Annotated in this window: 13 protein-coding genes; 2 read left to right on the top strand and 11 right to left on the bottom strand. The window is 68.9% G+C overall.

Annotated features, from left to right (window positions below; all coding sequences use genetic code 11):
• Positions 1–52: 52 nt before the first annotated feature.
• Positions 53–1,483, bottom strand: a complete 1,431-nt coding sequence (locus ACFOLC_RS06720) for a coniferyl aldehyde dehydrogenase (protein ID WP_386758566.1) — start codon at positions 1,481–1,483, stop codon at positions 53–55.
• A gap of 146 nt (positions 1,484–1,629) precedes the next feature.
• Here ACFOLC_RS06720 and ACFOLC_RS06715 point away from each other — a divergent pair, with 146 nt between their 5' ends.
• Positions 1,630–2,190: a gamma carbonic anhydrase family protein gene (locus ACFOLC_RS06715; protein ID WP_386758444.1), complete on the top strand. Its 561-nt coding sequence runs from the start codon at positions 1,630–1,632 to the stop codon at positions 2,188–2,190.
• Positions 2,191–2,206: 16 nt separating this feature from the next.
• Here ACFOLC_RS06715 and ACFOLC_RS06710 read toward each other — a convergent pair whose 3' ends face one another.
• Together ACFOLC_RS06710 and aroE are read right to left on the bottom strand one after the other, a co-directional pair.
• Positions 2,207–2,461: a YkgJ family cysteine cluster protein gene (locus ACFOLC_RS06710; protein ID WP_386758443.1), complete on the bottom strand. Its 255-nt coding sequence runs from the start codon at positions 2,459–2,461 to the stop codon at positions 2,207–2,209.
• A 14-nt stretch (positions 2,462–2,475) separates the two neighbouring features.
• Entirely contained in the window at positions 2,476–3,318 is an 843-nt protein-coding gene (aroE, locus tag ACFOLC_RS06705) for a shikimate dehydrogenase (protein WP_386758565.1), read from the bottom strand.
• Between the two features lie 142 nt (positions 3,319–3,460).
• On the opposite strand from aroE, the gene ACFOLC_RS06700 reads away from it, so the two are divergent.
• A complete protein-coding gene (locus ACFOLC_RS06700; protein WP_386758442.1) occupies positions 3,461–4,312 on the top strand; it encodes a TolB family protein in 852 nt (283 codons plus the stop codon).
• Between the two features lie 241 nt (positions 4,313–4,553).
• Here the strand turns inward: ACFOLC_RS06700 and hemB are convergent, their stop codons facing one another.
• The 8 genes from hemB to ACFOLC_RS06660 all read right to left on the bottom strand — a co-directional run bounded on the left by hemB (position 4,554) and on the right by ACFOLC_RS06660 (position 13,981).
• Complete coding sequence (gene hemB, locus ACFOLC_RS06695) at positions 4,554–5,549, bottom strand: porphobilinogen synthase (protein WP_386758441.1); 996 nt, start codon at positions 5,547–5,549, stop codon at positions 4,554–4,556.
• A gap of 232 nt (positions 5,550–5,781) precedes the next feature.
• Positions 5,782–6,822 carry a sulfate/molybdate ABC transporter ATP-binding protein gene (locus ACFOLC_RS06690; protein WP_386758564.1) on the bottom strand — a complete coding sequence of 347 codons (1,041 nt, stop codon included), beginning with the start codon at positions 6,820–6,822 and terminating at the stop codon, positions 5,782–5,784.
• Between the two features lie 151 nt (positions 6,823–6,973).
• Entirely contained in the window at positions 6,974–7,816 is an 843-nt protein-coding gene (gene cysW, locus ACFOLC_RS06685) for a sulfate ABC transporter permease subunit CysW (protein ID WP_386758440.1), read from the bottom strand.
• A 299-nt stretch (positions 7,817–8,115) separates the two neighbouring features.
• Positions 8,116–8,988, bottom strand: a complete 873-nt coding sequence (cysT, locus tag ACFOLC_RS06680) for a sulfate ABC transporter permease subunit CysT (protein WP_386758439.1) — start codon at positions 8,986–8,988, stop codon at positions 8,116–8,118.
• 187 nt (positions 8,989–9,175) lie between these two features.
• Complete coding sequence (locus ACFOLC_RS06675; protein WP_386758438.1) at positions 9,176–10,180, bottom strand: sulfate ABC transporter substrate-binding protein; 1,005 nt, start codon at positions 10,178–10,180, stop codon at positions 9,176–9,178.
• 28 nt (positions 10,181–10,208) lie between these two features.
• On the bottom strand, positions 10,209–11,675 hold the full coding sequence (locus ACFOLC_RS06670) for an OprO/OprP family phosphate-selective porin (protein WP_386758437.1): 1,467 nt from the start codon (positions 11,673–11,675) through the stop codon (positions 10,209–10,211).
• Positions 11,676–11,889: 214 nt separating this feature from the next.
• The gene (locus ACFOLC_RS06665; RefSeq protein WP_386758436.1) at positions 11,890–13,557 is read right to left on the bottom strand and encodes a PA domain-containing protein; all 1,668 of its coding nucleotides are present in this window, start codon (positions 13,555–13,557) and stop codon (positions 11,890–11,892) included.
• On the bottom strand, positions 13,550–13,981 hold the full coding sequence (locus ACFOLC_RS06660) for a post-PEP-CTERM-1 domain-containing protein (protein ID WP_386758435.1): 432 nt from the start codon (positions 13,979–13,981) through the stop codon (positions 13,550–13,552). The genes ACFOLC_RS06665 and ACFOLC_RS06660 overlap by 8 nt, the downstream gene beginning before the upstream one ends.
• Between the last annotated feature and the right edge of the window lie 128 nt (positions 13,982–14,109).

The raw sequence follows: 14,109 nt of genomic DNA, 5'->3' as shown, positions 1-14,109 counted from the left end.
CCGCTTTGCCAGAGTGCCCACCAGCACGGGCACGCCAGGTGGACGAGCCCCACTACTTCGCCAGCCAGCGCACCATCTTGTCCAGCGTGCCGCGGTAGGGTGGCTTGAGCAGGTCGCTGCCGGCGAAGCGGCGCTGGCGGAACACCGGCAACAGCTTGCTGAACGTGTCAAAGCCGGTGCGGCCGTGGATCGCGCCGATGCCGCTCGGGCCGATGCCGCCGAACGGCAGGTCGCGTGCGCCGAAGTGCATCAGGGTGTCGTTGACGGTGACGCCACCGGCCAGCGTGTGGGCGAGGATCTTCTCCACGGCCGCGTTGTCATCGCTGAACGGGTACAGCGCCAGCGGCCGGTCGAGCGCGTGGATGCGTGCGATCGCCTCGTCCAGCGTGCGGTACGACACGATCGGCAGGATCGGGCCGAAGATCTCGTCGCGCATCACCTCGGCCTGCGCCGGCGGATCCAGCACCAGCGTCGGCGGGAAGATGCGCTGCGCGGCCAGGCGCGCACGCGCGGCGTCGTCGAGGTCACCGGTCAGCGGCTCGATCACGGTCAGGCCGCGCGCGCGCGCGTCGTCGACGTAGCCGCGCAGGCGCGCGTACTGGGCGTCGTTGATGATGCGGGTGTAGTCGCGCGGGTCGTTGAAATCGCCGTAACGGGCGCGCAGCTCGGCCTGGATCGCGTCGACGAATGCGCCGTGCCGGGCGGCGTCGACCAGCACGTAGTCGACGCCGATGCAGGTCTGGCCGGCGTTGAACCACTTGCCGGTGGCGATGCGCGACACCGCACGTGGCAACGGGAAATCCGCGCACACGATCGCCGGCGCCTTGCCGCCGAGTTCGAGCGTGACCGGGGTCAGGTTCGGTGCCGCCGCGGCCATCACCTTGCGCCCGACCGCGGTCGAGCCGGTGAACAGCAGGTGGTCGAAGGGCTGCGCGGCGAAAGCGGCACCGAGCTCGGGGCCGCCCAGTGCCACGGCGACGCGGTCGGCCGGGAACACCTGCGCCAGCAGCTCGCGCAACCAGGCGCTGGTATGCGGGGTGTGTTCGGACGGTTTGAGGTAGACGTGGTTGCCGGCGGCGATCGCCGAGACCAGGGGCACCAGCGCCAGGTTCACCGGATAATTCCACGGCGACAGGATGCCGACCACGCCGACCGGCTCCGGCCGCACCTGCGCGCGCGCCGGCCAGAAACGCCAGCCGACCGCGGCCCGGCGCGGCCGCATCCAGCGCCGCAGTTGCGCCAGCGTGTGGTCGATCTCGGCCAGGGTGATCATCGCCTCCGACAGCAGGTTCTCGTGTTCGCTGCGGTGGCCGAAGTCGGCGCGGATCGCCGCGTCCATCGCCGGCACCTGGGCACGGAAGGCGTCGCGCAGGCGCGCCAGGTCGGCGCTGCGCTGCGCGTAGTCCGGCTTGCGCGCCTGCCAGGCGCGGCGCAGGCGCTCGCGGGTGGCGGTCAGTTCGTCCAAGGGCGTGTCGGCAGTGATGTCCATGCGCGGCAGTGTAGACCCGGTCGGGGGGCGCCGAGGAAGGGCGAAACGGGCGCATAAGGGGGGCGGCGCGGCCGATCCGAATGCGCCGCCGATGGGCGTGGCGACGGACCGACGGCGCGGGAAGCGGGTAAAATTCGCGCATGACGATGCGCCCCTACCTCGATGCGTTTCCGAGCCACGGCGAGCGGGTCTATATCGACCCGGCCGCGGTGGTGATCGGCGATGTCACCCTCGGCGATGACGCCTCGATCTGGCCGGGCTGCGTGATCCGCGGCGACGTCAATTCGATCCGCATCGGCGCGCGCACCAACGTCCAGGACGGCACCATCGTCCACGTCACCCACGAGGGACCGTTCACCCGTCCGGGCGGGCTGCCGACGGTGATCGCCAACGACGTCACCGTCGGCCACGGCGCGATCCTGCACGCCTGCACGCTCGACGAGTTCTGCCTGATCGGTATGGGCGCCCGGATTCTCGACGGCGCGCGCGTGCATCGCTACGGTTTTGTCGGTGCCGGCGCGGTGATCGCACCGGGCAAGCAGGTCGGCGAGGCTGAGCTGTGGCTGGGCAATCCGGGGCGCTTCGTGCGCAAGCTCAGCGAGCGCGAGATCGAGCAGCTGCACTACAGCGCGCAGCATTACGTGCGGCTCAAGGACCGTTACCTGGGCATGGCCGAGGACGGTGCGCTGCTGCAGCGTTGATCGGCGGCCACGCCGGCTACGGCCGCGTCAGGGCTTCGAGCAGTTCCAGATGATCGAGCGCCTCTTCGCGCGTGCTGCCGCACATCGCCGGCGACGGCCGCAGCGAGGCGCAGAACGCCGGCCGTGACGGCTGCCCGAACAGCCGGCAGCCGTAGACGTCGTCCAGTTGCACGCATGGCATTCCCGCCGGCTTGCCGTGCGGCATGCCGGGGATCGGTGAGGTGATCGACGGCGCGATGCAGCACGCGCCGCAGCGGGCGCGGCAATCCATCGGGGCGGTTGCGCTCAGTCGGCGGTGACCAGTTCGGCGCGGTGCTCGCGCAGCACGGCGAAGATCGCGTCGGTTTCCGGGCGCACGTGGTGCCAGCGCTGGAAGCTTTCCGCGGCCTGCTCGACCAGCATGCCCAGGCCGTCGATGCGGTCGTGCGCACCGGCGGCGCGGGCCCAGGCGAGGAACGGAATCGCGACCTCGCCGTAGCTCAGGTCCACCGCCGCGGTGCGCGGTCCGGCCAGCGCCACCGGCAAGGTCGGCAGCGCGGCGTCGCGCGCGGCCGAGGTGGCGTTGACGATCAGGTCGAAGGTGCCGATCGAGGCGATGTCGCGGAAATAGCGCGGGTGCACGCGGCCGGGCTGGCCGAGCGCATCGGCCAGCGCGTCGGCGCGCTCGGGTGTGCGGTTGACGATGTAGAGGTCGCCGATGCCGGCATCGAGCAGCGCCGCCGCGACGCCGCGCGCGGCCCCGCCGGCGCCAAGCAGCAGGGTGCGGCGCGCACGCAGGTCGAGGCCGTGGCGCTCGGTGAGGTCGCGCACCAGGCCGACGCCGTCGGTGTTGTCGCCCTCCCAGCCGGTGGCGGTGCGGATCAGGGTGTTGACCGCGCCGGCCCGCTGGGCGCGCTCGCTCAGGCGCGTGCAGATTGCCGCCGCGCGTGCCTTGTGCGGCAGGGTGACGTTGGCGCCGAGGCCGCCTTCGGCGGCGAACTCGGCCAGCAGCGCGTCGAAGTGTTCCGGCGCGGCGTCGATCGTGGTGTATTCGAGCGCGATCCCGGTCTGCTTGGCGAACGCGGCGTGGATGCGCGGCGACAGCGAATGCGCAACCGGATGGCCGATCACCGCGTAGCGTTTGACCAGCGCCGGATTTGCGACAGAGGCGAAATTGGACACGACGGACCCTCGCTAGACTGAACACCACAAAGACAGGAGACGCACGATGCGACGCGCAACGGCCTTTTGGAGTTTCAGTCTACTCCCGGTGCTGGGAGTGGGCGCGTGCATGTTCAGCGGGGCCGCGGCGGCGTATCTGTCCGAGTTCGGCATCGAGGGCATGGGCGTGGTGTCGACCAAGGCCAGCGAGGTCCGCGGCAGCGTCAGCCCGGACGGCCAGCGCATCGTCTGGGGCAGCGCGGACCGCGAAGGCGGTCCCGGTGGCCGCGACCTGTGGCAGGCGACGCTGAAGGACGGCCGCTGGCAGGACGCGCGGCCACTGCCGATCAATTCGCCGGCGAAGGACTACGACCCATTGTTCAGCGCCGACGGCCGTTGGCTGTATTTCTTCTCCGACCGCCCCGGCGGCGTCGGTGGCGATGACCTGTACCGCGCCGCGGTGCTGGCCAACGGCGGTTTCGGCAAGCCCGAGAACCTCGGCCCCGGCGTCAACAGCCGCGGAGACGAGTGGGCGCCGACGCCGAGCCGCGACGGTCGCCACCTGTTGTTCGCCAGCGACGGCTTCGGCGGCGCGGGCCGTCAGGACCTGTTCGTGGCGCATTGGGACGGCAAGGCCTTCGTTGCACCCAGGCCGGTGCCGGGCGTGAACACCGCCGCCGACGAACTCGACCCGGCCTGGCTCGGCGACGGCGAGGCGATCGTGTTCGCGCGCTCGAAGAGCGTCGATGACCAGCCGGTGCGCCTGTTCGTCGCCCAATGCGATGGCCGGCGCTACGACGGCGTCCAGCCGCTGAAGCTGTTGTTCAACAGCGAGGACGGCATCACCTTCGCGCCGGCGCTGGACTGGAACAAACCCGGCGAGCTGCTGGTCACCGGTGCGGCCAAGGCGCCGCGTGCGGGCAAGTACGACATCTACCGGATGAAGGCGCCGGCGGTGACGGGGAAGGTGGGGTGTTTCTGAGCCCGCGTTGGTAGCCGTGAAGGCGTACAGCGTGCTCAGGGACCATCCGACCGTCATTCCCGCGTAGGCGGGAATCCAAGGACGCTGCCTTCGACTTCGGCAAGGGAAGAAGACAAGGACAACATGGATTCAAGCTTTCGCTGGGATGACGGCTAAAAGTACAAACGTCCATGGATTCCCGCCTACGCGGGAATGACGGACAAGAGCACCCCGCCTGCGCGGGGACGACGGTGAAAGGTGGCTACTGCGCCTCGCGCAACCAGCGCGCCGCATCCAGCGCGTAATAGGTCAGCACGCCGTCGGCGCCGGCACGCTTGAACGCGAGCAGCGACTCCAGCACCGACGCCCGCTCGTCGAGCCAACCATTGCCGGCCGCGGCCTTGAGCATCGCGTACTCGCCGCTGACCTGGTAGACGTAGGTCGGCACGCGGAACTCGTCCTTCACCCGCCGCACGATGTCCAGGTACGGCAGGCCCGGCTTGACCATGACCATGTCGGCGCCTTCCTCCAGGTCGAGCGCAACCTCGTGCAGTGCCTCGTCGGAGTTGGCCGGGTCCATCTGGTAGGTGTACTTGTTGCCCTTGCCCAGCGCCGCGGCCGAGCCGACCGCGCTGCGGAACGGGCCGTAGAAGGCGCTGGCGTACTTGGCGCTGTAGGCGAGGATGCGGGTGTTGACCAGGCCGCCCTCTTCCAGCGCGTTGCGGATCGCGCCGATGCGGCCGTCCATCATGTCGCTGGGCGCGACCACATCGCTTCCGGCCTGCGCGTGCGATAGCGCCTGCTTGACCAGCGCCTCGACGGTGATGTCGTTGAGGATGTAGCCACTGTCGTCGAGCTGGCCGTCCTGGCCGTGGGTGGTGTACGGGTCGAGCGCGACGTCGGTGATCACGCCCAGGTCGGGAAAGCGCTGCTTGAGCGCGCGCACCGCGCGTTGGACGATGCCGTCCTCGCTCCAGGCCACCGCGCCGTCGGCGGTTTTCCTGTCGGTATCGGGCACGCCGAACAGCGTCAGTGCCGGCACCCGCAGCTCGCTGGCGGTCTCGGCTTCGCGCAGCAGCTCGTCGATCGACAGCCGCGCCACGCCGGGCATCGAGGCGACCGCCTCGCGGCCGTCGCGCTCGTGCACGAACACCGGGTAGATCAGGTCGTTGGCGGTGAGGACCGACTCGCGCATCAACCGGCGCGAGAACTCATCAAAGCGCATCCGCCGCGGGCGGGAATAGGGGTAGCTGCTCATGGCGCGCAGTTTACTCCCCCGCTCCTGGTGGTCGGGGACGGTCGTGGCGGCGTTGTGCGGAACGCATCGATCCGCCGCGCTGGGCTTGCGCTGGAGGCAGGTGCGGCAAAGGCGTCACTCCCTCTCCCAGGCCGCCTTCGGCGGCCTGCCCCTCTCAGCCCTGCACTCCCTTCGGTCGCCGCAAGGGAGAGGGACGAGGTGCCGTGCATGCATAAAGCACGTAGGGAGAGGGTCAGGCCGGATAGACGCGATAACGCAGCGGACGCAGGCCGATGCGGTCTCCGGGCGTGGGTGTGTGAAGATCCGGCGTTGCGACGAAATCGAGTTCAAACGCGCGCGCCTGGCCGTCCACATGCAACTCCAGGGTGATGCGGTCGGCCAGGCGGTGCGCGGCGATCACGTGCGCCGGCAAGCCTTCGTCGACGGCAGTCAGGGCGATATCGTGCGGGCGCGCGTACAAGCGCGCGGCGCCGTCGGTGGTGTCGGTTGGCAGATGCAGCGCGTGCGCGCCGGCGACGAAGTGGCCGTGCTCGACGTGGCCGTCGAGCACGTTGGCGCGGCCGATGAAGTCGAACACGTAGGCCGAGGCCGGCGCGCTGTAGATCTCGTCGGGCGTGCCGACCTGCTCGATGCGACCGTCGCGCAACACCACCACCCGGTCGGCCAGCTCCAGCGCTTCTTCCTGGTCGTGGGTGACGAACAGCGTGGTCTGCCCGGTCTGCTCGTGCAGGTTGCGCAACCAGCGCCGCAGCTCGACGCGGACCTTGGCGTCGAGCGCGCCGAACGGTTCGTCCAGCAGCAGCACATTGGGATCGATCGCCAGCGCGCGCGCCAGCGCGACGCGCTGCTTCTGCCCGCCGGACAATTGTTCCGGATAACGGCCGCCGAACTCCGGCAGCTGGATCAATCCCAGCAGCTCGTTGACGCGGCGGGCGATCGTCGCCTTGTCCGGACGCCGGCTGCGCGGGCGGCTGCGCAGGCCAAAGGCGATGTTCTCGGCCACGGTCATGTGCTTGAACAGCGCGTAGTGCTGGAACACGAAACCGACGTTGCGCTCACGCAGGCTCAGCCGCGTCGCGTCGTTCTCGCCGAACAGCACGCGACCGTCGTCGGGATGCAGCAGGCCGGCGATCACGCGCAGCAGCGTGGTCTTGCCGGAGCCGGACGGGCCGAGCAGCGCGACCAGCTCGCCGGATTCGACGTCCAGGTCGACCTGGTCGAGCGCGGCGACCGCGCCGTAGCGTTTGCTCAGTTGGCGGATGTGCAGGTCCATTCCAGCGCTGTGGTGCTGCGGGCGCGAATGCGGCCCGGCTGTGACTTTCGCAAAGATCGCTGGCGCGGTCACCTGCGCGGATGCGATCGCAGCCGCACGCGCGCGGCTGACCCGCCAACCCGTGCCGGGGGCGCCAAGCGCCAGCGTGGCATCAGTGTCGGCGATGGGAGTGTGCAAGGGCGTCGCCATGGCGGGCTTCCAACCAGAACTTCAGGATCAGGGTGATCAACGCCAGCCCGGCCAGCAGCGATGCGGCAGCGAACGCCGCGGTGCTGTCGAACTCGTTGTAGAGGATTTCAATGTGCAGCGGCAGCGTGTTGGTGAGCCCGCGGATGTGACCGGACACCACCGACACGGCGCCGAACTCGCCCATCGCTCGCGCCGCGCACAGCAGTACGCCGTACAACAGGCCCCACTTGATGTTGGGCAGCGTCACGCGGCGGAACATCGTCCACGCGCCGGCGCCGAGCGAACGCGCCGCCAGCTCCTCGTCGGCGCCCTGCTGCTGCATCAGCGGGATCAACTCGCGTACGACAAACGGAAACGTGATGAACAATGTCGCCAGCACGATGCCGGGTCGCGCGAACAGGATCTTGATGTCGTGCTGCGCGAGCAGCGAGGCGAACCAGCCCTGCGAGCCGAACAGCAGCACCAGGCACAGGCCGGCGACCACCGGCGACACCGCGAACGGCAGATCGATCAAGGCCAACAGCAACTGCTTGCCGCGAAAATTGAAGCGCGTCACCGCCCACGCGGTGAGCAGGCCGAACAGCGCGTTGACCGGCACTACTATCGCCACGGTGAACAAGGTCAGCCTGAGCGCCGCAAGCGCATCGGGCGTGGTCAGCGCGGCCAGCCACACGCCCACGCCCTTGGCGAAGGCGGCACCGAGCACCATCAGCAAGGGCATCACCACCAGCAAGGCCATCACCAGTACCGCGGCGGTGATCAGCGCCCAGCGCAGCCAGCGCGGTTCGTGCAGGTCGTCATGCATGACGAAACTCCCGATTGCACTTGCTTTGCAATGGAGGGCCGAGCGCGTCTCTAGACCCGAAGGGCGCCGCACAGGGACGTGCGGCGTTTTCCGACCGAGGCAGGATGCCGAGTCGGAAAATCCCCTTAGCCATTCTGATCGTGGGGCTGATTTGTCGAGGAAGCCCCTTCTCTTTGGTTGCTTTCTCTTGGGCCAGCAAGAGAAAGTGACCCGGCCGCGCTAGTGGACGGAAGCGTTGGCTGTTGCCATGGTCCATTTGGTTTCGGGCGAAGTGCCCGCGATGGACGAGGACTGATGAATCACTCACGCTGCCGCTCCCTGCGCTCATGCGCAAACAGCAACGGAATCGCATTGATCGCCAGCAGGCACACGAACGAGGCGACCAGCAGCAGCGCCGCGATCGCCACCGCGCCGTTGTAGTCGTATTCCTCCAGGCGGATGGTGATCAGCAGCGGTGCGATCTCGGTCTTGTACGGCAGGTTGCCGGCGATGAAGATCACCGAGCCGTACTCGCCCAGGGCACGTGCGAACGCCAGCGAGAACCCGGTCAGCAGCGCCGGCAGCAATTCGGGCAGGATCACCCGGCGCAGCGTGGTCAGGCGCGCGGCGCCGAGCGAGGCGGCGGCTTCCTCCTGCTCGCGGCCCAATGCCTCCAGCACCGGCTGCACCGTGCGCACCGCGAACGGCAGACCGATGAAGATCAACGCGATCACTATCCCGGCCGGTGCGTAGGCGATCTTGAAACCGGCCGGCTCCAGCCAGCGTCCGACCCAGCCATTGGCGGAATAGATCGCGGTCAGGGCGATGCCGGCGACCGCGGTCGGCAACGCGAACGGCAGGTCGACCAGCGCATCGAGCAGGCGTCGGCCCGGGAAGCGGTAACGCACCACCACCCAGGCCACCAGCGCGCCGGCGAACAACGCGACCAGCGAGGCCACCAGCGCGGTGCCGAAGCTGAGCTTGAGCGCGGCCTGCACGCGCGGGTCCTGGACGGCGCGCAGCCAGCCGTCCATGCCCAGGCCGGCGGCGCGGATCGTCAGCGCCGCCAGCGGCAACAGCACCACCACGCTCAACCACGCCAGGCCGAGGCCGAGGCTGAGACCGAAGCCGGGCAGCGGGTTGCGAAAATGACGCGCAACGACGCGCAGAGAGGGTTGCACGATCGCGCTCATTGCCCGTACTCAAATTTGCGCCACCCACCACCGTTCGTCCTGAGCGTAGGCGCGAAGCGCCGAAGTCGAAGGATGGACGGTCCCGCAGCGTTTCCGGCCCGCTCGTCCTTCGACTTCGGCCTGCGGCCTACGCCCAGGACGAACGGTGACGGGCAGCGGTTGAGAGCGGACGAGCCGGGCATCGGGTTCACCGCGGCCGATAGATCTTGTCGAAGAAGCCGCCATCGGAGAAATGCTCGGCCTGCGCCTTCTTCCAGCCGCCGAACGCGCCGTCGATGGTCACCTGCTTCACCTGCGGAAACTTCGCCAGCTCCGGCGCCGGCACCTTGTCCGGTTCGGCCGGGCGATAGCCGTGCTTGGCCGCCAGGCGCTGCCCTTCGGGGGTGTAGAGAAAGCGCAGGTAGGCTTCGGCCTGCTTGCCGGTGCCGTGGCGGGCGACGTTCTTGTCGACCCAGGCCACCGGCGGTTCGGCCTTGATGCTCAGGCTCGGCACGACGATCTCGAACTTGCTGCGCGTGTCGGCATCGCCCAGCGTCAGCAGCGCTTCGTTCTCCCAGGCCAGCAGCACGTCGCCGATGCCGCGCTCGACGAAGGTGGTGGTGGCGCCGCGCGCGCCGGTGTCGAGCACCGGCACGTTGTTGAACAGGCGCGTGAGGTAGTCGACGACCTTGCCGCCGTCGCGGTACTGCTGCGAGGCCCAGGCCCACGCGGCCAGGTAGTTCCAGCGTGCACCGCCGGAGGTCTTCGGGTTGGGCGTGATCACCGCGACACCGGACTTGACCAGGTCGGCCCAGTCGCGCACCTGCTTGGGGTTGCCCTTGCGCACCAGGAAAACAATCGTCGAGGTGTACGGCGCGCTGTTGTGCGGCAGTCGCGCCTGCCAGTTGGCCGGCAGCAGCTTGCCGTTGCTGGCGATCGCGTCGATGTCGGCGGCCAGCGCGAGGGTGACCACGTCGGCCTCGAGGCCGTCGATCACCGAGCGCGCCTGCTTGCCGGAGCCGCCGTGCGAGGCGCGGATGTTCAGCGTCTGCCCGGTCTGCTGCTGCCATTGCGCGGCGAAGGCCTGGTTGACCTCGGCGTAGAACTCGCGCGTCGGGTCGTAGGAGACGTTGAGCAGCTCGACGTCCTTGGCGCCGGCACTGCCCGCCGCCAGGACCAGGCCGATCAATGCATTGCGGAAGAGGGTTTTCATCTAGGGCTTTCCTTGTGGGGAAGGAAGGTCAGAACGAGAACTGCGCACGGGTGAAAAACGCTTTTTCGTCCTCGCGATCGGCACCGGCGGTGGCGCCACCGTCGGGCGCACCTCCTTCAAATCGGGTCTGCGTGTAGTTGGCGACCAGTTTGAAATTGCCGGTGAGGTACCAGTTGACGCCCAGTCCCCAGGCCGTGGCCTGGCTCGCCGCCGTGGCCGGGTCGGCGAAGCGCGGGAAGGCGTCGTCGTCGACATCGAGCTCGCCGTAACGCGCGACCAGCTCCCACGCACCCCAGCCTGCACTGCCGACCGTAAAAGGATGGTTAGGTCGGCTCACGCCGCGGTACGAGGCGTCCTCACCGGTGAGCACATAGCCTGCCGTGAGTTGCCAGGCGCGGTGATCGAGCGCCTCGCGCGCGCCACTGGCCGGCAGCAGCAGCTCCTGCCGGGAGCTGATGTACTCGCCGAGCAGGCCGAAGGCGTTGCGGTAGTAGTACGCCTGCGGCGACCAGCGCGTGTGCTCGCCGTCGGCGGTGACCGCGCTGCGGTAATTGAAGAACGTGACCTGGCCCGGCGTGCGGTAACGCGGCAGGAAATTGTTGCCGCTGCCGTGCTTGTCGCCGCTGCTGCCGGCCAGACCGAAGCCGAGCCCGGACAGCGCGTTGCCGGCGTTCTTCCACGGCTCGACGAACACGCGCGCGGCGATCTCGAAATCGTTGTCGGGATTGGTGGTCGGGCTGTCGCGGCCGTCGGCCGCGCCGTTGTAGACGCCGAACACGTAGCTGACGGCGGCATCGGCGAATTCGCCCTGCAGCTGCACGCCCAGGTCGCGGCCGGGCGCGAGCTCGCTGGGGAAGCCGAGCTCGATCAGCTCGGTCGCGCCGCTGCTCTGCAGGCGCTCCAGGCCGACCGGGCTCTTGCTCTTGCCGATGCGCAACGTCGCGCGCGGATCGAACTTCACGTCGACCCAGGCGTCGAGCAGGCTGACGCTGTCGCCGGCGAGTTCCGAGGTCAGCCGGAAGCCGAGCAGCGGCGTCCAGTTGCCGTCCAGCGTGAGTTGCGCGCGCCGCCACAGGAAGGTGTCGTTCTGTGGCGTGGCGTCGTCGTCGATGAAGAAGCGGCCGTCGGCCTGCGCCAGTGCCTTGAGCTTGACCTCGACGTCGCCCGGCGGCGGTGACTTCACTGCCAGCCCCTTGCTGGCGCTGAGCGTCACGGTCGGTGTGCTTGCGGCCTTGGCGGTGGACTCCTCGGCCTGCAATTCCAGCTTGCGCTCGATCACGCGCAGGCGCTGGTCGAGGTCGCCGAGGCCGGCGCTGTCGCTTGCCGCGGTGGGCGTAGTGCCCAGGCGCTGCTCGATCGCCTGCAGCCGCTGCGTCAACTCCTCGACCGTGAGGGCGGACTGCGCCTGCGCCGGTGTGGCCAGCGCGCAGGCCAGCATGCCACCGAGCCAGAGCGGGGAAGGCGAAGGTCGGGGTCGACGTGGACGGGTCGGCATGGCCGGCTCCTGGGTGGAAGGAGGGGAGGTGAGCGCCGTCGGCGTGATGCCGTGACGGCTCATGGCGCGAATGTGGCCGCGCTCGCATCATGAAGGAAAAGGTTTTGCGTCATCTGTTCATGCCAAACCGGCATGTGCATCCCAAAAAAAACCGGCGCCTTGCGGCGCCGGTAATAGTGGGATGGGAGCCGTGGCTGGCTCCCGCTAGTGCAATCTAATGCTTCGGTCGCAGACTGGCCGCGGTGCACAGGAGGATCGTCGCGCCCTGCACGGGGTGGATCAGCTTGGCGCTGCGCAGGCGCTTTTGCAGGTCGACCATGCATTGCACGTACTGGCCGGGGCGCGAGGTCGAGGTGCGGCACAGGTTGTTCCATGCCTGGACGTTGGCGCCGACGATGAAGCCGCCTTCTTCGAGAAGATCCACGCCGGTGTTGCACTGGCCGATACGGGCGTTGCCGGGATTCACTCCCCAGCCCATGTCGCGGTACAGCGCCGGCGTCAGGTCGACGTTGTACTGCGCCTGCACGCTGGGCGTGTTGAACGGCTCCATCAGCGCATTCGGGCTCGACTCGGTGTCGTAGTGCGAGAACGTCGAGCCACCGGCGACGACCGTGGGCGCGTACAGCCGCACGCGGCCAGCGTCGTCCGCGCCCTGCAGCAGTGCCGGATCGACCACGAAGCCCGCGCTCACCGGCAGGTTGGCCTTGAACGTGTTGCCGTCGGCCAGGGTGATGCGGATCGCCGGGATGGTGATGCTGGGGTCGCTGCCGCCCAAGCCCGGCGGGGGCGAATCGGCGACGTTGTCGGCCACGACCATGGCGATGCCACCGGCGGCCTGCACGTTGGCGGCCTTGACGACGAAGCCGCAGCTGCCGCGATCGACCAGCACGATGTTGCCGGCCACGGCATTGGTCAATGGCGAGCAGGCATCGGTGGTCGACAGCCCGGCCGCATCCGCCGGATCCTGCCCCAGCACCACGGTGCCGGTGAAGTTGGTCGGGGTGGGCAGCGGGCCGAAGCTGGCCATGCCGTACAGGTAGTTGCCGGCGACCGCGGCCGGTGCGGTCGCCTTGAACAGCTGCCGGTTGTCGAGCACCAGCGCGGCTTCGGCGTTGGCCCGCGCACCGCTCCACACCAGCCGCCCCGGCGTGCGCATGGCGACGGCGCGCAGCGCCGGCGTCATCGCCGCATCGTCGAAACGCTTGCCCTCGACGTTGTCGAAGGCGTTATGGGTGTAGGCATCGGTCTTCGGGCCGGTGCCGTCGGCATCGATGAACACGCCGGTGCCCTTGTTGAGGAAGCCCTGGAAGCCGAGGCCGTGGCCGATCTCGTGCATCACCACGTTGAGGAAGTTGATGCTGCCCGCCGGGGTATTGCCGTCGAGGCCGTAGTACCAGGGGCTGCCGGCCAGGCAGTCGGGCTTGCCGAGGTCGCCGTTGAAGCGCGAGACGATGTCGGCCGGATCGTCCGGGATCGGGTCCAGGTCGGTGCCGGCGAGCGAGTCGGCCAGCGCGGCGCTGTACCAGGTTTCGGGCAGTGGCGCGTTGGCGAAATCGCGGTCGATCCAGTTGGCGCCGGCCGAGCCGAGCGTGGCGCCGGTGGCGGTGCAGCTGAGCCGCTGGAACGAGGCGGCGACCTTGATCGGGACATCGCTCTTGAGCACCGAACCCCACAGGTCCATGGCGAAGCGGTAGACGATCTGGCGCTGCTGGCCGACCGTGGTGCCGGGGTTGAGGCCGACCGGAACGACAGCAGTGGGGTCCTCGAGGCCGGTGCCGGTGCCGGTGTCGCCGTTGAGCAGCACCAGTTGCGCGGCATGGGTCGGGGCGAAGGCGCCGGCCAATACCAGTGCCAGCGCGCAGGTGAGCGTGTGCTTATTCATGGGGCAGGCCCTCCGCGGCGGCGGCGGTGCCATCGGCATCGGCGTGCTGGATGTGCAGCTGGCCCGAGGCATCGCGCTGTGCGACCACGGACGACATCTGACTTTCCGGCAGCTTCACCGACACGCCGCCGTTGGCGTGGCGGCGCACGGTGGCGTGCGCTGCGGCTTCGTTGCTGGGTGCCTTGAAGCTCTTGGCCACGCGCGCCGCCAGCTGGGGCTGCTGACCCTGGGTCAGAACCTGGTCGAGTTGCCGGCTTTCGCTGGGCGTCAGCGGACGCAGTCGGCCGGTCTCGGGGTCGACACCGACCTTGATGCCACTGAAGGTGGTTTCAGCTGGGGGCGCAGTGGGCTCTGCGGCGTGGGCGCTGACGCACAGGCCCAGTGCCAAGCCCGAATACAACACACAAACACTTGTCCATTTCATTGGGTTGCGCTCCGAATCACGATGATAGGAGCACCCCGCACGGTCCTGCAGGACCGTGACGATTCGAATACCAGGGGTGCGGTTGTGGGCTTCCCCCCAAGCCCGCACCGAGTGTGCGCCCGACGTTG

Origin of the sequence: Lysobacter cavernae (genome assembly GCF_042648505.1) — a bacterium.
In the GTDB taxonomy this organism is placed as follows: Bacteria; Pseudomonadota; Gammaproteobacteria; order Xanthomonadales; family Xanthomonadaceae; genus Lysobacter_L; species Lysobacter_L cavernae.
Note: the sequence above shows the minus strand (reverse complement) of the source record. Positions and strands in the feature narration are given on the sequence as shown.

Bases quoted from the DNA above. Each gene is read 5' to 3' on its own strand.
- ACFOLC_RS06660 (WP_386758435.1), bottom strand. From the start codon at position 13,981: ATGAAATGGACAAGTGTTTGTGTGTTGTATTCGGGCTTGGCACTGGGC.
- ACFOLC_RS06670 (WP_386758437.1), bottom strand. From the start codon at position 11,675: ATGCCGACCCGTCCACGTCGACCCCGACCTTCGCCTTCCCCGCTCTGG.
- ACFOLC_RS06675 (WP_386758438.1), bottom strand. From the start codon at position 10,180: ATGAAAACCCTCTTCCGCAATGCATTGATCGGCCTGGTCCTGGCGGCG.
- ACFOLC_RS06715 (WP_386758444.1), top strand. From the start codon at position 1,630: ATGACGATGCGCCCCTACCTCGATGCGTTTCCGAGCCACGGCGAGCGG.
- ACFOLC_RS06665 (WP_386758436.1), bottom strand. From the start codon at position 13,557: ATGAATAAGCACACGCTCACCTGCGCGCTGGCACTGGTATTGGCCGGC.
- ACFOLC_RS06690 (WP_386758564.1), bottom strand. From the start codon at position 6,822: ATGGACCTGCACATCCGCCAACTGAGCAAACGCTACGGCGCGGTCGCC.
- ACFOLC_RS06700 (WP_386758442.1), top strand. From the start codon at position 3,461: ATGTTCAGCGGGGCCGCGGCGGCGTATCTGTCCGAGTTCGGCATCGAG.
- hemB (WP_386758441.1), bottom strand. From the start codon at position 5,549: ATGAGCAGCTACCCCTATTCCCGCCCGCGGCGGATGCGCTTTGATGAG.
- ACFOLC_RS06710 (WP_386758443.1), bottom strand. From the start codon at position 2,461: ATGGATTGCCGCGCCCGCTGCGGCGCGTGCTGCATCGCGCCGTCGATC.
- cysW (WP_386758440.1), bottom strand. From the start codon at position 7,816: ATGCATGACGACCTGCACGAACCGCGCTGGCTGCGCTGGGCGCTGATC.
- cysT (WP_386758439.1), bottom strand. From the start codon at position 8,988: ATGAGCGCGATCGTGCAACCCTCTCTGCGCGTCGTTGCGCGTCATTTT.